The following is a 14,070-nucleotide window of genomic DNA, read 5'->3' as shown; positions in this document are numbered from 1 at the left end:
CTCGAAATGTGACAAATCGCGTACTGACCGCTCGCGCGTTCGGCACGAGTGTAGCTGGCGTGCGGGCCGCACCAGCCACTGATGTACCCCTCGACGGCCTCCAGCGGCCGCCGCTACCCCGCCACCTGCGGGCACTGTGCGGGTACCTGGGCTGATATGTCGGAACTCGGCCCGACACGCCGCGCGACACGCCGGAGCCTGGCCGGCTGACCGCTCGGCACGCTCGATCGCCGGGGTCGACTGCGCTGCGGCTCGGCACACACCCGCCACGCATCGGCCACTTGTCACCACCTTGCGTCCCGCCGGTGATCAGCGGCCGGCCCGCAGCATGCGCCCCGCCGCGTCGACCGCGGGCGCGGAGCTGCCTGCGTCGGCCACGAACACCGCGAACGCCAGGTCACCGTCGATCCCGACGAACCAGCCGTGCGCAGTGGAGTTGTCGCCGTATTCGGCGGTGCCGGTCTTGCCGAGCAGGCCGGGAATGTCGGCGAGCTGGGTGGCGGTGCCCGCGGTGATGGTCTCGCGCATCATCGACCGCACCTGGTCGGCGGTCCCCGCTGCCAGCGGTTGCGGTGTCCGGTCTGCGACACCCGGCGCACCCGTGACCAGCATCGGGACCGGCGGGCTGCCGTGTGCGAGCGAGGCCGCGACCAGCGCCATCCCGAACGGCGACGCGGTGACGGTGCCCTGTCCGATGCTCGATTCGACCCGTTCGGCGGGGGTGTTCGCGGGCGGAACCGAGCCGGTGACGGTGGTGAGGCCGGGTGTGACGTAGTCGATGCCGAGGCCGAGCTGTTCGGCGGTCTCGGTCAGGGCATCCGGCGGCAGGTTCACCGCGAGCCGGGCCATGGTGGTGTTGCAGGAGCGGGCGAAGGCGGTGTGCAGCGGCACCTCGCCCAGGTCGAAATTGTCGTCGTTGGGGATGCGGCGGCCCTCGATATTCGCCTCACCAGAGCAGGGCAGCACGGTGTCCGGGGTGACGGTTCCCGCGGCCAGCGCCGCCGAGGCGGTCACCGTCTTGAAGGTCGAACCGGGTGGATACAGCCCGGTCAGCGCGATCGGCCCCTGCGCGTCGGCGGCGTCGTTCTGCGCGACGGCCACGACCTTGCCGGTCGACGGTTGCAGTGCGACGATCGCCGCCGGTTGCGCCAGCGGTGTCAGCGCCGCTTCGGCCGCGTGTTGCAGGTCGATGTCGAGGGTGGTGGTGATGTCGACAGTCGGTTGGGCGTCCTGACCGGCGATGCGTTCGGTGCCCTCCGGCGTCTCGGCACGCACGGCCCAGCCCGCGGCGTCGTCGGCACGCTGCTGCCACAGCTCGCTCACTCCCGACAGCGTCGGCCCGGACAGGGACCTGTCGGTGGTCAGCAGGCGGGTCTGCGGCGCCAGGGTGACGCCGGGGATCGCTGCCAGCGCCTCCTGGATGGGGGCAATATCGGTGGCGCGCAAGCTGATCGGCGTGATCGATTTGCCCACGGCGGTCGCGAGGTCGGCATTCAGCGAATCGGCGGTGATAGTGGGTGCCAGCGGGGTGAGCAGCGCGGCGACGGCCACCGTGTCGGCGCCGGGCGCGAGGTTGACGAGCGTGACCACCTGTTCGGTCATGAGTTCGCCCCCGCTCGCGTCGAGCACCCGTGCGGGCTCGGGATAGACGGGCGCGTAGGTCAGCGGACCGGTGGCCAGGCCGGGTGCGACCGTGGCGGGATCCCAGCGAACTTTCCAGTCGTCACCGGATTCGGCGGCCGTGCCCGTGGTGGTGTAGGTCCACTCGTCCTTACCGTCCTTGCCGAGCTTCCAGGTGGCGGCGAGGGTGAAGCGGTCGTCGTCGGCGCTCTCGACCTCGAAAACAACCTCCGACCCCAGCCCTTCGTACAGTCCGCGCAACGCCTCGCCCGCCTGCGTCGGATTGTCGGTGAGCGCCGCCGCCCCAGGCAGATCGTCGCGATTGAGCGCCTCCACGAACTCCCCCGCCACCGTGTCGGGTTGTTCCGGCCCCGACGAGCACCCCGCCGAGAACAACGCGACGGAGGCCAGCAGCACGAAGACTTTCCGATCGGTGCGCATCCGCCCGACTGTAGCCACGTTCGGCGACATCCACCGTCGCCGCGACACGCTCGCACCGCGCCGCAGCCCGGTCGATCGGGCTCCTGATCAGCGGGTTCGGTGGGGACCGCTTGATTCGCGTAGAGGTCGAGCCGAGATGTCAGGTGCCACTCGGTCCGATGACGATCACCGCGTGGTCCACGGTGCCGCGATCAAGGCGGTGGTGTCTTCGTCGGTGAGGTCGATATCGAAGACTTCGCTGAGCACCTTGGGGAGTTCGCCGAGTTCCAGTTCGCGGGATTCGCTGGTGCCGTCGGGGTGCTCGGTGGTCCAGGTCGCGCCGTCGAGAATGTGGTGGACGGCCGGATGGAAGCGCTGCACGAACGGGCGCTGCGTGAACGGTGAGCGAGGTGAAGTGGAGACGAAATGGTTGCCCACCTCGTAGTCGATGCGGTACTGCGGGTTCAGGGTGAAGGTGTAGCGGTCGACCCAGCCGTCGCGGGCGAACTGGTGCAGCGTCCACAGCTCACTGTCGAGTTCGCCGTGGCCGTGTTCGAGGCGGAAACGCCAGTCCCCCAGGGTGAATTCACCGTTCGAGTCGGCGAGTTCGTATGGCGCCGCGGGTCCGGCGCCGAAACCGACGTCCACGATCCACACCCGGTCGTCATCGCCGGTGGTGACGCGCAGCAGCGCATGCGTCGCCGGCCGCAGCCCACCGGAGCCCATGGTCACCCGCCCGCTGAGCCCTGTGACGCCGAACCCGAACCGTTCCAGCGCTGCCGCGAACAACCCGACGTTCTCGTAGCAGTACCCGCCGCGCCGCCGCCGCACCAGTTTGTCCTGCAAGGACTCCACATCCAGCGGCACCGGTCTGCCGAGGACCGCCTCGAGATTCTCGAACGGAATCGAGGTGGTGTGCGCGGCCACCAGCGCCCGGAGCGCGGCGAGGGTGGGTGCACGCTCGCCGTCATAGCCGATCCGGGACAGGTACGCGTCCAGGTCGAGTTCGGCACCGTTCCAGTGGTAGGCCGGATCCGCAGGCTTGCTCATTGAAGTCCTCGATTCGTCGCTGTCGACTCGGACAACGACAGCGCGCCCGCACATGTTCCGGGCTCTGCTCGACCAGTCGCCGCTCCGACGTGGGACGGAATTCGGCATCCCGCAGGGCGCGGGGGCGACAGCATCCGCCCTGCACCTACCCATTCGAGGGGTCGGACTGGCACTGGCAGGGGCAATTGTTATGAGTCTTCGCGGGGAGCCCGGTTGTCCAGCAGTACGGCCGGCAGAGCGTGCGCGGTGCCCGCGAAGCTGCTCGGATCGACGGCAGTCCAGCGGGCGACAGATCGGTCATCAGACCGAGCACATCCGGAGTGATTGCCGTCACATTGCAGTCACAGTGGGAACCGGGCGCCCACTTCTGCGTCCAAGTCGTTGTAAGACAACCACATTCGAGTGAGGATTTCGATATGAGGCTTCGGACCGCAAGCGTCCTCGTCTCGGCAGCGATCGCCGGTTTCGGCCTGATCGCCACCGGATCGGCCATGGCCATGCCCGTCGACGGCGGCTCGGTGACGCTCGCCGCCGTTCCGGCCGACGGCTGCCCGCCCCCGCCGCTCGGCCCGGACGGCAGGCCGCTGCCGCCCCCGATCGGCCCGGACGGCAAGCCACTGCCGCCGCCGATCGGCGCCGACGGCAAGCCGTGCCCGCCGCCGGTCGGCCCCGACGGAAAGCCGCCGCAGCCGCCCGCCGACCGCTGAGGCCTCGCGCCGAACCCAGCGAACGCCCGCACGGGTTCCCGCAGGTTCGGCGCGCACCCTCCCGAGCGCCGATCGGTCCATGCCGCCGAGGGCGGCGAGCACTTGCCGATCTGCTCGGCGCCGCCCGCACCGGTAGTCCCGAACCGCGTGGACAGCCGATGACAGATCGTCTCGTAACTCTCGGTGAAGAACGCCATGCAACGGCCGGAACTGCGCGGTGGGCCGTTCTCGTTCGTTCGGGTAGATCGTGCAGGGGGTGAGACGTCGAGCATGGCGGATGATCGCGCCCGGCTGCGCTCGACGTTTGCCGACTCTGCCGGTCCGGAACGCCTGCGGGACTAGTCCTTCGAGTGGTCTGCGCTCAGCCAGCGTTCCGGTTTCATCCGAATGATGATCGAATCGCCCGTGAGGGTGTTTGCGGCGTAGGCGGTGCCCTCCTCCTCACCGAGGTAGCGCACCGCGATCGGGCGGGCGGTATCGAGGGTGGCCGGTTCGATCGCGATGACCTGGCCCTCCACCGTGGCGTACCGGTAGGGAGCCTGCTCCACCTGGACGCTCAACGCGAACCTGCCTGCGGCCCGGATGAGCTTCTCCTTCACCGACCCATTGTCCATCCAGACGACGACCTCACCGCCCGGCTCGTACCCGTACCAGATCGGCACCGCCAGCGGCGCACGGTCCGGGCGCTCGATCGCGATCACGCCCACATGCAGCTCGGCCAGAAACGCCTCACGCTCGGCAACTGTCATCTTCGCCATCCGTCAATTCCCTTCGGTCGCGTAACCCACCACCAGGGACCAACCCGACGATCCCGCAATCTATTTCGCCCGCATCCGCGACGTAACCAGCCCTGCCGCCGACGGGCAGGCGATGGCAGCACCCGCGCAAATCGTGACCGGTCGATGGCCGGGCTGGTCGACGGTGCCGGGCTCGTCACATGCCGATCAGGTGCGGCTTGCAGGACGCGCCGCCGAGCGTTCCGACACCGGCCGGATGGTGCAGCCGGCGCGTCAGTGGCTTCGCTCGATGAACCGACGAAGGGCGGCTCGCCGCAGCCAAGTACCACTCGCGGACTTCAGGCAGCGCATTTGGCGTTGCGGGGCGCGGGTGGGGCGGTGACGACATTGGCGGCGACGTCGACGAGGTACTCGCGGTCGAGCCCGTCGACGGGTTCGGTACCGAGGAGCAGGCGTTCGACCACGCAGCCGCCCTCGAAGAACGCGGGACCGATGCTGTGATCGCCTGGGACGACGGCGCCGTTCAGGTCGCGGCCGGTGACGACGGTGTACATCGACGTCGGTTTGCCCGCCACCAGCAGCGCCGCCCGCATCTGCATGCTCGCCGCGTACGGCACCACCGGATCGGCGGTGCCGTGGATCAAGAAGGCGCGCCGCACACCCATCCGCCCCGCCACCAGCGCAGGCGAACGCTCGACATAGGCCTGCGGGCACGCCACCGGCGGACATCCACCGGCGTCGCGTTCGATCTCGGCGCGCATCACCGGGTCACCGGCGGCGCCCATCCAGCGGGTGAATACGTCGGCGGGACCGTAGTTGTCCACCCAGTAGTCGAACAACCCGCGCGGGCCGTGTGCGGCGGCGAGCCCGCTGGTCGTCCCGCCCTGGCTCCAGCCCCACAGCACCGTGCGCACGATGCCGGGATGCTCGTTCTTGTACCACTGGGTGGCCGCCACCAGATCCCGCCAACCGGCCCACAGATTCCATTCGCCGGTGCGCCACGCGCTGGCCCCGCTCCGCAGATCCATCACCAGCACCGGTGTAGCGGTCCGCTGTGCGATCGAGGTCAGATACTCGGCGAAGTCGGCCGACGATCCGTCGTGTCCGTGCGCCGCGACCACGAGCCCGCCACCCGGCCCCGCGCATCCACTCGGTTCGTACACCCGGCCGGTCGCAGTCTCCCCATCGACCCCGACCGTCACGGGCCGCACCTGCACGACACATCCGGGCTCCGCATTCACCCCCGGCGCACCCAGCACCGTCAGGCATACCCCGACTACGACCGACAGCATCCAACCGGAAACCCGTATCCCGCGCCTCATTCGAGGGATGGTGTCATGCGACGAGCGCGGCGTCCGGCATCCGACGCGGGGTGTCGAATTCCGGATCTCGGTGTGCGCGAGAACCTTCCTGCAAGGGCCGCAGCCGCATCGCCGGCCGGTCGCGACAGCCGTTCTGGCGAGCCGGTCATCGACGACCACCGATCGCTCCCGATAGGTCGCCGCCGGCCCCGGGTCGGCGCGGTCGGAATGATCGCGCGGGCACGCGCAGAACTAACACGTCACGAGCATCACCACGAGGTATCCGAGGCTTGCTCACGCCGTGCGGCTGTCGGAAAGTGGTGAACCATCCGCCGAGCGGGTGGAATCGCTGGGTCGGGAAGGGACATCACTGTTCGGCGCCGGGCGTACCGCGTTGTCACAGAACAGGAGAACCGGCCAGATCATCGTCAACGGCTACCACGTGGCCTGACCGATCAGGACGTGGCGACGCGCGGGCGATGGGCTCGGATATCCACGGGCCGCCCATCTGGATCGCGCGCCGTCATCGTCCATTGCGTCGGCAATGTCTCGATCTCCTCGACCGGCCACCCGGCGCGCGAGATGCGTTCCCGAACCTCCGCCAATTGTTCGTAGGTCCCCACCCGCAGCCCCCACCCCGCGCGGCCGAGCGGGTCGAGCTCAGCCGTTGAGGCGTTCTCTGTTTCGACGATCATCAGGTGATCGGCGCCGCCGACATCGATGACGGCGATCCGGGGATCGTCATCAGCAGCGGCACGCTCGAATGCGAGCCTCGCTCCGAGCAATTCGGTGTAGTAGCGCACCAACTGGTCGAGGTCGGTGGTGGAAAGGGTCAGATGATTGATTCCGTGCAGATCGGGCATGGTGGCCCGAGCGTAGCGCGGATCCATCTCCGCCTAGCCTTCCCCGGGATGTAGCGCATCGAGAATCAGCGACAACCCGAAATCGAACTCGTCGGCGTAGGAGTACTCGGGCCGCAGCGCGTGGTCGGCAACGAGTTCAGCAAGGTGCGGGTACGCGTCGGTCGCCTCGCGCAGGATGCCGGTCGCGACCTCGTCCAGCTCGGCACGATTGGTGAACGGCAGGCTCGACTCCTGGAGCACGAATCCGTAGATGTAGCTGTCGATCACCGAGAACGCGTGCGCGGCCATCGCCACGGAGAAGCCGCCCGCGCGCAGCACGCCGAGCACGGCGTCATGGTGGCGCAGGGTCGCCGGGCCCGGATGGCTGCGCGAGTCCATCAGCCCGACGGCCCAGCGGTGGCGGCCGAGCGCCGCGCGGGTCGAGTCGGCGCGCTCACGCATGGCGTTCTTCCAGTCCGAAGTCGTTGCCGGGAGGTCGATTTCGGCGAAGACGGCGTCGACCATCCCGTCGAGGATGTCGTCGCGGCCTGCCACGTGGTTGTACAGCGACATCGCCTCGACGCCCAGCCCGGCGGCAATCGCCCGCATGGTGACCCCGGCCTCCCCCTTCTCGTCGGCCAGCGTCATCGCGGTGGCGATGACCCGCTCCCGACTCAGCGGCGGCCGCGTCGATTTCCCCCGCCGGGCGGTGCCCTTGTCGACCATGCGCTTCCTTCACCCTTGACGTACTTACGTTGTAAGCATAGCGTGACTTACACCGTAAGTACGACTGCCGACACGAGTGCAGGAGCAGGACATGACCACAGATCAGATGCGGAAGGTGTGCATCGTCGGCGCCTCGGGCAAGCTCGGGCAGTACATGGTCCGGCATGCGCTGGAGCGCGGCTACGAGGTCGTCGGCGTATGCCGTGAACGCAGTGTGCCGAAGCTCGCCGAGGTCGCGGACCGGATCACGATCGTCCCCGGCCAGACGAACGACCGCGATGTGATCCGCACGGCAGTCGCCGGATGCGACGGTGTACTGACGGTGCTCGCCCCCTGGGGAATCCAGCAGTACTCGTCGGGCACAGCGCAGGCAGTACTCGATTACGCCGACCCCGATGCGCGCCTGATCTTCTCCTGCGGCTGGCACGTCGCCCGCGACGACAAGGACGAATACACCTGGCGATTCAAGGCGATCGTCCGCATCACCACCTGGCTGGCCCGCCTGGTCCGCGCCGTCGAAATCGACGACCAGGTCGAGGCCGCCCGCCGCATCTTCGCCAGCGACCGCCGCTGGACCCTGGTCCGCGCCAGCGACCTCGAAGAGGGCGAACCCCAAGGCCTCCCCATCTGGCGCCCCCACGTCGGCGACCCAGCCCTCGCCACCAACCGCACCCGCCGCACCGACTTCGCCCTCTTCATGGTCGAAGCCCTCACCGACAACACCCTCACCCACCAATCCCCCGCCATAGTCGGCCGCCTCTCCCCCAGCGCCAGTCGTGCCACGAGTGGTACATGAAGCTGGCGACACGCCGATACGCCCTGCCTCATGTGCCGCTCGTGCGCGGAGTGGCTTGGGGGTACGAAACGTCTAGTAGTCGGCGGTCGGGGTTTGCGACGAGGGGACGTGAGGCTGGCGACACGCCGACAAGCTCAGTCTCATGTCTCCCTTGTGGGCGGCTCGGGTTAGGGGGTGTGCTTTGTGGTGGTGAGGAAGGTGTCCCAGGCGGTGGGGGTGAAGATGAGGGCTGGGACGGTGGGGTTTTTGGAGTCGCGGACGGCTACGTGGTCGGTGGCGAGGTGGGCTACTTCGACGCATTCCTTCCCTTGCACGCTTCTGGACGACGTGAACCACCGCGCGCCGGATAGGTCGAACTTCATTGCGTGTACTCCCTTGCTATCCGCCTGAGCAGCAGCTTGCTGTCCCCTCGGCTCAACGCTACCTGCTTCAACGTCTCGTGCGCGCGACGATATGACTCGATCGTGCGTGCGCGGTCATAGAAGATGTCTGCGTCGAAGTTCTCGATGTAGACGACAGCCGGCTCGTCGACGATGTCGAGCATCACGAATGAACCGACGTGTCCGACAGGAGAATACGGCCTGCCGATTGGTACTATTCGCAGCTCCACATTATCCGGAACATCCGCGAGGCTCCGAGCCTGATCCGCCATCACCCCGCGCGAACCCAGCGGACGTCGCAGCACGAATTCCTCAATAACCACGTCCAACTGGATCGGCGCCCTCTTGCGAGTGATCATCTGCTGCCGTTTCGCCCTGGCGGCGAGTTCGTCCTCTAGTTGCTTGCCGGGCTCGACCGTCATCTCGAACAGAGCACGCGTGTACGCCGGAGTCTGGAGCAGACCCGGGCACACCCACGGCTGGTACTGAGTCAGTTTCGTCGCACGGCTCTCCAGGGAGAGATACGACGCGAAATCTCCGGCCAGAACGTCTCGGTACTGGTGCCACCATCCCCGATCGGTCGATTCGGCTTCATCCGCAAGCCGTCGCAGTCGAGGCAGCTTGTCCATGGCATTGCAGACCTCACACAAGCCCTCGATATCGCTCATTCGGATCACATTGGCTTCACCCATTTCCAGGCGCTGGATCGTTGTCGCCCCTCGCCCGAGCAGGCGCGCGGTGTGCTCGATGGACAATCCCGCACCTTGCCGCATCTCGCGCAAGTCCCGTCCGAGCTGCCGTCGCGGCATGTTTGTCAGTACCGGCTTCGTCCGCATTGCGGTCACCTTCCCCCTTCGTGGATGGCTACCCATGGTTGTGATGGATGGGATTCAGCCCACCGACGGAGCCCTCTCTGGGGAACTCGGCGAACTCTCCTGAGCACCCCTGAAGAACTGGAATCCGCTGGCAGAGCCGTGTTTTCCTGACGCCGGTCACCAGGGCCGGGCCAGCTGTTCCGGGGGATGTGCCCCCTGCGAAAGCCCGGAACAGACATCTGCACGATGCCGTGGAGCGCGGGTTGCGGATGGCGATTGCCCCTCGCCCCGGCCCTGGTGGCACCCAACGAATCGTGAGGATGATGTGGACGACGATACACCGGTCGCGCTGGGGCTCATCCGGTTTCGAGATGAGCCGAAAACCTCGACACGCTGGGACGAGGCGCGCATCCAACGGCTGGCGGCGCGGCTCGGTTATGCGCTGGAGCAGCCTGTTTTCGTCTTCGGCCCCGAACCCTCGTTCTGGGAATCCGATATCACCGATGCCATCCGCCGTCTTAGGGCCGAAGCCCTTTTCGTGCCCTCACTCATCCATCTCGACCATGCGTTCCGAGCGCTGGAACAACAGGTCGACGTCATCACGCTCGACCCCTTCCACGTCTACGCCCGCTGGCCACTGAAGAACCTGGAGACCTTCGAATGATCACCGAATCCATGCTCGAGCCCCTGCTCGGCCACGCCCGCCTGCCGGTCATGGACGTCACCAACGCCCACTTGGTAATGCAAAAGCACCGGCACTGCCTGACCACCAACTGCCCGATCCGCCATCAGGCGAAAATCCGCCTGGTGCAGGCGAAGCGGATGGTCCCCGCAGACTGGCCGCATATGTGACGCCGAGCGCTGCGGTCGAGGTGGTGCCGCGCATCAGCAGCAGCGGATGCGGGACCGGTCAACGGTCGAGGACGCCGGAGCTGGTGATCGTGGCGACGATGCGGTCGGCGACGCCCCGGTGGCCCGCCAGCGTCGGGTGGTACGGCAGCAGCGTCTGATCGGCGATGATCGGGTCGAACCAGCGCACCGCAGGGTCGGCGCACATGCCTGCGGGCGGTGAGGCCGCGACGGTGTCGAGGTAGATCGCGCCGTGGGCGGCGGCTTCGCGGGCGACGACGGTGTTGAGGCGGGCGAACTTGGATTGAATGTAGGGCGCGTCGGCGTCGCGCAGACCCAGCATCGGCGCGCAGCTCGAGTCGCCGAGATAGGTCGGCCAGCCATCGACGAAGATCGTCGCTTGCGGTGCGCGTCGCGAGATCTCGTCCAGGGCGGCGGCATAGGCGGGGGTGATCGCGTCGATGTCGGCATCCCACTGCGGGTCGGCGGCGGCCGCGCAGCCGCCGGTCGCGATGCCCGCATGGCAGCCGCCGAGAATGTATCTCGTCATGTTCGCGTCATTGGCACCGATGTGCAGGGTCACGATCTCGGTGTTCGGCCCCAGCGCATCCAATTGCGGTGCGACGCCAGGAGACTGCGAGCGCATCAGGTCGGGAATCTTGGCGGAACTACAGGTGCGATCGTCCAGCTCGAGCCCGAGTTGCCGCGCCACCAGCGTCGGCGCGTTCGAATTCGACCGAATACATGCCAAGGGCGCGGTCGGATCGATGTCCACTGCTCCGGTAGTCGCGGCACCGGAATCACCCAGCGCCACATACTGCGCACCGCCGGACGCTTCGGGAGCCGCATGAGCTGCCGCCGGCGAAAGGGCGAGCGCTGACAGCGCGACCATGGCGACGAGGCGGTGGCGAGTGATGCGCATGAGATGTCCTCGCATTCGAACGACGGCAGTTCGGCGCAGAGCTGCCGCACCACCATTGAGACGACGTCGTCTCAATAGTTGGCATCATAGCGAGACATCAGGTCGGCCGGACCACTTTCACCCCGACCACCTAGCTCAACGCGGCTTGGGAACGAGGCGATGCCGATGTGATCGGTCGGCGACCCTGCATCGATAGGCCGACCGAGCCTGCGCCTACCGGCGCACCCGCCTCCCCGGACATCGCCAGCGCGGTATGGAGGGCCCTGTGGGCTGACTTCGTGGCTGGATCTCCCACAGCATCACGGCAACCCCACTCTTGGTCGCGCACGACCATGGTCACCCTGTAGCCGCCGCAGGCGAGTGCCGCCTCACGCAGCTCCGGAGTGAGAGCACCCTCGGCTGAAGCTCACTTCTGACGAAAGCGCAGGCAGCTCGCGACGAAGTCGTGCACGGCCGATGTCGCGCCGACGGCCGGATCCCAGGCCACAGCGACCTGTGTCGGCGCGATACCGGTCACCGGGCGATACACCACCCCGGGGCGCTGGAAATAGCGCGCGGCCGATTCCGGTGCGAGGGCGACGCCATAACCGTTGGCGATCGCGCTGAGCCATTCGTCGGTGTGTTCGGTGACGGCGCCGATCCGCACCGGGTGCCCCTGGCGTTCGCCGGTGGCGAGCCAATAGTCCCGCCATTCGCCGGTCGTGTCCGGAGCGGCGATGAACGGCTCGTCCCACAGCTGAGGGAAGGCGATGGTCTCGGCGCCGGCGAGCGGGTGGGTGCTCGGCAGCATCACCCCGCGAGGTTCGGTCAGCAGCACCTCGATGCCCCAGGATTCCTGGCCGGGAAACGGCACCCGCAGCAGTGCGACGTCGACGTCGCCCGCCGCCAGCCCGGCCGTCGGATCCCACCAGGAGCTCTGCCGCATCTCCACCCGCCAGCCGGGCCGGAGTTCGCTGAACGCGCCGATGATGTCCGGTGTCGCCTCATTCGCCGCGCTGGCGAGGAATCCGACCCGCAGCACCCGGGCGTGTTCGGCCGCCGCGGTTTTCACCTCGGTCACCACGCGTTGCCAGTCGACCAGCAAGGACGGCACCGAACGAGCCAGCACCTGCCCCGGTTCGGTGAGCGTCATTCCGGCGCGGGACCGGACGAACAGCGGCACACCGAGCAGTTCCTCCAGACGGCGGATCTGTTTGGTGAGCGAGGGCTGGGACACGTACAGCCGTTCGGCCGCGCGGCTGAGGTTGCCCTCGTCGGCGACCACCGCGAAATAGCGCAGCAGCCGGGTGTCGACATCCATGCCATCAGGTTATGGATGCAGGTATTGGACGGGCAACGGGGTCGGCGGCGAGGCTGGAAATGCATCTCGTCGAAGAAGGAAGGCCCACCCGTGTTCGCCCTGTATGTGACCCTGACCTGCCTCACCGCGCTCGGCGCATTCGGCGGAGTGTGGATGAACTTCACCCAGCATCCGGTGACCGTCGCCGCAGCCGAACAGGTTCGGGTACCGCTGTCGTGGACGCGGCCGATCGGCGTGGTGTTTCTCGCCGGGGCACTGGGTTTGGTCGCCGGGTTCGCGCTGCCCGCCGTTGGCATTGCCGCTGCCGGCGGGCTCGTCCTGCATTTCGGGTGCGCGATGATCGCCCATATTCGTGTCCGCGACTTCGATCTCATCAACCCAGGGATAGCTCTCACGCTCGTCACGGTGAACTTCGCCGTGACCCTCGCGTACTACCTCGGCTGAGTGCCGGCTGTGCACCCGAGCGCGGGAACCCGCGGCCAGAGGGGATCGCGCCGTCACGCGACCATTCCGACCGACCAGGGCCGCCCGTCGACGCGATCGGCCGGGCGCCGACGCTGCCGCATACTCACCGTAAGCTCCCGCTCATGGCCCTCAGCGCAACCCTGCACACCTTCACCATCCAGCTGGCCGACGTCGATCGCGGCGTCTACCAGGACCTGGAGTTGCGGGTCGCGCGCCATCCCTCCGAAACCGCCGAGTTCATGTTGACCCGCCTGCTGGCCTACTGCCTGGAATACGAGGACGGCATCACCTTCAGCGACGGCGGCGTCTCCTCCACCGACGAGCCCGCCGTCCTCGTCCGCGACCTGACCGGCCGCCTCACCACTTGGATCGATATCGGCGCCCCCGACGCCGACCGCATCCACCGCGCGAGCAAACTCGCCGACCGCGTCGCCATCTACACCCACCGCGACCCGGTCAAAGTCCTGGCCGCACTCACCGGCAAGCGCATCCACAACGCCGAAGCCATCCCCCTCTACAGCTTCGACCGCCCCACCATCGACGCCGCCGCCGCAGCCATCGACCGCCGCAACACCGCCACTGTTTCCATCACCGAACGCCTGCTCTATCTCGACCTCAACGGAACAGGCTTCAGCACCTCAGTCGAGGAACACCGGCTCGCATAGGCGGCGTCAGGGTAGCGCCGAGCAGTTGGCCGGGGCTGGTGTCCCGGCGAAGCGCTGGGTCATCCAGTCGTGCGCAGCAACAGTGGCAGGCAGGAATTCCAGCAGATGCCCCACTGCCAGGCTCGGCAGCAGCGGGGGTAGCCAGGTGGTTCTGTCGAGTTGCACGTGCGCCGTTGGCGTAGAAGGTGGTCGGACGGAACATCGTCCGCAGACCGGTTTCGGCGACGCAGGTCGTGGCGACCTCGGCGAGCATGGTGCGTCCGGCGTCGTTCAGGGTCTGGTGGACCAGCGGCGCGATGTCGGGGTAGTCGGCGACCATGCCGTTCAGGACGTAGCCGATGAGACCCGGTGCGGCGCCGCCGATCACACCGGGCACCACACCGTTGAGGACAACCACGGCGACCAGCGGCCGGGTCCAGGGTGGCTTCCGACTAGGAATTCCGTTGTCATCCAACACCCCTTTGTGAACTGGATT

At 67.7% G+C, this 14,070-nt stretch carries 17 protein-coding genes; 6 read left to right on the top strand and 11 right to left on the bottom strand.

Annotated features, from left to right (window positions below):
* Positions 1-309: 309 nt before the first annotated feature.
* Both ACFXNW_RS17945 and ACFXNW_RS17940 read right to left on the bottom strand, forming a co-directional pair.
* Complete coding sequence (locus ACFXNW_RS17945; RefSeq protein ID WP_379418818.1) at positions 310-2,061, bottom strand: penicillin-binding transpeptidase domain-containing protein; 1,752 nt, start codon at positions 2,059-2,061, stop codon at positions 310-312.
* A gap of 165 nt (positions 2,062-2,226) precedes the next feature.
* Positions 2,227-3,090 carry an arylamine N-acetyltransferase gene (locus ACFXNW_RS17940; protein WP_379418817.1) on the bottom strand — a complete coding sequence of 288 codons (864 nt, stop codon included), beginning with the start codon at positions 3,088-3,090 and terminating at the stop codon, positions 2,227-2,229.
* Positions 3,091-3,506: 416 nt separating this feature from the next.
* Between ACFXNW_RS17940 and ACFXNW_RS17935 the strand changes: the two genes are divergently transcribed.
* A complete protein-coding gene (locus tag ACFXNW_RS17935) occupies positions 3,507-3,797 on the top strand; it encodes a hypothetical protein (RefSeq protein ID WP_379418816.1) in 291 nt (96 codons plus the stop codon).
* A 338-nt stretch (positions 3,798-4,135) separates the two neighbouring features.
* Here the strand turns inward: ACFXNW_RS17935 and ACFXNW_RS17930 are convergent, their stop codons facing one another.
* The 4 genes from ACFXNW_RS17930 to ACFXNW_RS17915 all read right to left on the bottom strand — a co-directional run bounded on the left by ACFXNW_RS17930 (position 4,136) and on the right by ACFXNW_RS17915 (position 7,403).
* On the bottom strand, positions 4,136-4,555 hold the full coding sequence (locus ACFXNW_RS17930) for a pyridoxamine 5'-phosphate oxidase family protein (protein WP_379418815.1): 420 nt from the start codon (positions 4,553-4,555) through the stop codon (positions 4,136-4,138).
* Positions 4,556-4,872: 317 nt separating this feature from the next.
* The gene (locus ACFXNW_RS17925; protein WP_379418814.1) at positions 4,873-5,856 is read right to left on the bottom strand and encodes an alpha/beta hydrolase family protein; all 984 of its coding nucleotides are present in this window, start codon (positions 5,854-5,856) and stop codon (positions 4,873-4,875) included.
* Positions 5,857-6,290: 434 nt separating this feature from the next.
* Positions 6,291-6,698: a VOC family protein gene (locus ACFXNW_RS17920; RefSeq protein ID WP_379418813.1), complete on the bottom strand. Its 408-nt coding sequence runs from the start codon at positions 6,696-6,698 to the stop codon at positions 6,291-6,293.
* A gap of 33 nt (positions 6,699-6,731) precedes the next feature.
* The gene (locus tag ACFXNW_RS17915) at positions 6,732-7,403 is read right to left on the bottom strand and encodes a TetR/AcrR family transcriptional regulator C-terminal domain-containing protein (RefSeq protein WP_379418812.1); all 672 of its coding nucleotides are present in this window, start codon (positions 7,401-7,403) and stop codon (positions 6,732-6,734) included.
* 91 nt (positions 7,404-7,494) lie between these two features.
* Here ACFXNW_RS17915 and ACFXNW_RS17910 point away from each other — a divergent pair, with 91 nt between their 5' ends.
* Positions 7,495-8,199: an NAD(P)-dependent oxidoreductase gene (locus ACFXNW_RS17910; protein WP_379418811.1), complete on the top strand. Its 705-nt coding sequence runs from the start codon at positions 7,495-7,497 to the stop codon at positions 8,197-8,199.
* Between the two features lie 167 nt (positions 8,200-8,366).
* Here ACFXNW_RS17910 and ACFXNW_RS17905 read toward each other — a convergent pair whose 3' ends face one another.
* Positions 8,367-8,561: a DUF397 domain-containing protein gene (locus ACFXNW_RS17905; RefSeq protein ID WP_379418810.1), complete on the bottom strand. Its 195-nt coding sequence runs from the start codon at positions 8,559-8,561 to the stop codon at positions 8,367-8,369.
* Complete coding sequence (locus tag ACFXNW_RS17900) at positions 8,558-9,415, bottom strand: helix-turn-helix domain-containing protein (RefSeq protein WP_379418809.1); 858 nt, start codon at positions 9,413-9,415, stop codon at positions 8,558-8,560. The genes ACFXNW_RS17905 and ACFXNW_RS17900 overlap by 4 nt, the downstream gene beginning before the upstream one ends.
* 304 nt (positions 9,416-9,719) lie before the next feature.
* Here ACFXNW_RS17900 and ACFXNW_RS17895 point away from each other — a divergent pair, with 304 nt between their 5' ends.
* On the top strand, positions 9,720-10,058 hold the full coding sequence (locus tag ACFXNW_RS17895; protein WP_379418808.1) for a hypothetical protein: 339 nt from the start codon (positions 9,720-9,722) through the stop codon (positions 10,056-10,058).
* Positions 10,055-10,246: a hypothetical protein gene (locus ACFXNW_RS17890; RefSeq protein WP_379418807.1), complete on the top strand. Its 192-nt coding sequence runs from the start codon at positions 10,055-10,057 to the stop codon at positions 10,244-10,246. Before ACFXNW_RS17895 ends, ACFXNW_RS17890 begins: the two co-directional genes overlap by 4 nt.
* Before the next feature lie 58 nt (positions 10,247-10,304).
* Here the strand turns inward: ACFXNW_RS17890 and ACFXNW_RS17885 are convergent, their stop codons facing one another.
* Positions 10,305-11,165, bottom strand: coding sequence for an SGNH/GDSL hydrolase family protein (locus tag ACFXNW_RS17885; protein WP_379418806.1), 861 nt, complete (start codon positions 11,163-11,165; stop codon positions 10,305-10,307).
* Positions 11,166-11,571: 406 nt separating this feature from the next.
* The gene (locus ACFXNW_RS17880) at positions 11,572-12,465 is read right to left on the bottom strand and encodes a LysR family transcriptional regulator (protein WP_379418805.1); all 894 of its coding nucleotides are present in this window, start codon (positions 12,463-12,465) and stop codon (positions 11,572-11,574) included.
* Positions 12,466-12,555: 90 nt separating this feature from the next.
* Between ACFXNW_RS17880 and ACFXNW_RS17875 the strand changes: the two genes are divergently transcribed.
* A complete protein-coding gene (locus tag ACFXNW_RS17875; RefSeq protein WP_379418804.1) occupies positions 12,556-12,909 on the top strand; it encodes a DoxX family protein in 354 nt (117 codons plus the stop codon).
* 143 nt (positions 12,910-13,052) lie between these two features.
* Entirely contained in the window at positions 13,053-13,595 is a 543-nt protein-coding gene (locus ACFXNW_RS17870) for a YaeQ family protein (RefSeq protein ID WP_379418803.1), read from the top strand.
* Here the strand turns inward: ACFXNW_RS17870 and ACFXNW_RS17865 are convergent.
* Positions 13,561-13,992 carry a lipase family protein gene (locus ACFXNW_RS17865; protein ID WP_379418802.1) on the bottom strand — a complete coding sequence of 144 codons (432 nt, stop codon included), beginning with the start codon at positions 13,990-13,992 and terminating at the stop codon, positions 13,561-13,563. The two genes, ACFXNW_RS17870 and ACFXNW_RS17865, sit on opposite strands and share 35 nt — an antisense overlap.
* Positions 13,993-14,070 lie beyond the last annotated feature (78 nt).

Source organism: Nocardia sp. NPDC059180, from assembly GCF_042754945.1.
In the GTDB taxonomy this organism is placed as follows: Bacteria; Actinomycetota; Actinomycetes; order Mycobacteriales; family Mycobacteriaceae; genus Nocardia.
Note: the sequence above shows the minus strand (reverse complement) of the source record. Positions and strands in the feature narration are given on the sequence as shown.

What these genes read in the sequence shown, in the direction of transcription:
- ACFXNW_RS17945 (WP_379418818.1), bottom strand. Translation starts at nt 2,061, where the DNA reads ATGCGCACCGATCGGAAAGTCTTCGTGCTGCTGGCCTCCGTCGCGTTG.
- ACFXNW_RS17940 (WP_379418817.1), bottom strand. Translation starts at nt 3,090, where the DNA reads ATGAGCAAGCCTGCGGATCCGGCCTACCACTGGAACGGTGCCGAACTC.
- ACFXNW_RS17935 (WP_379418816.1), top strand. Translation starts at nt 3,507, where the DNA reads ATGAGGCTTCGGACCGCAAGCGTCCTCGTCTCGGCAGCGATCGCCGGT.
- ACFXNW_RS17930 (WP_379418815.1), bottom strand. Translation starts at nt 4,555, where the DNA reads ATGGCGAAGATGACAGTTGCCGAGCGTGAGGCGTTTCTGGCCGAGCTG.
- ACFXNW_RS17925 (WP_379418814.1), bottom strand. Translation starts at nt 5,856, where the DNA reads ATGAGGCGCGGGATACGGGTTTCCGGTTGGATGCTGTCGGTCGTAGTC.
- ACFXNW_RS17920 (WP_379418813.1), bottom strand. Translation starts at nt 6,698, where the DNA reads ATGCCCGATCTGCACGGAATCAATCATCTGACCCTTTCCACCACCGAC.
- ACFXNW_RS17915 (WP_379418812.1), bottom strand. Translation starts at nt 7,403, where the DNA reads ATGGTCGACAAGGGCACCGCCCGGCGGGGGAAATCGACGCGGCCGCCG.
- ACFXNW_RS17910 (WP_379418811.1), top strand. Translation starts at nt 7,495, where the DNA reads ATGACCACAGATCAGATGCGGAAGGTGTGCATCGTCGGCGCCTCGGGC.
- ACFXNW_RS17905 (WP_379418810.1), bottom strand. Translation starts at nt 8,561, where the DNA reads ATGAAGTTCGACCTATCCGGCGCGCGGTGGTTCACGTCGTCCAGAAGC.
- ACFXNW_RS17900 (WP_379418809.1), bottom strand. Translation starts at nt 9,415, where the DNA reads ATGCGGACGAAGCCGGTACTGACAAACATGCCGCGACGGCAGCTCGGA.
- ACFXNW_RS17890 (WP_379418807.1), top strand. Translation starts at nt 10,055, where the DNA reads ATGATCACCGAATCCATGCTCGAGCCCCTGCTCGGCCACGCCCGCCTG.
- ACFXNW_RS17885 (WP_379418806.1), bottom strand. Translation starts at nt 11,165, where the DNA reads ATGCGCATCACTCGCCACCGCCTCGTCGCCATGGTCGCGCTGTCAGCG.
- ACFXNW_RS17880 (WP_379418805.1), bottom strand. Translation starts at nt 12,465, where the DNA reads ATGGATGTCGACACCCGGCTGCTGCGCTATTTCGCGGTGGTCGCCGAC.
- ACFXNW_RS17870 (WP_379418803.1), top strand. Translation starts at nt 13,053, where the DNA reads ATGGCCCTCAGCGCAACCCTGCACACCTTCACCATCCAGCTGGCCGAC.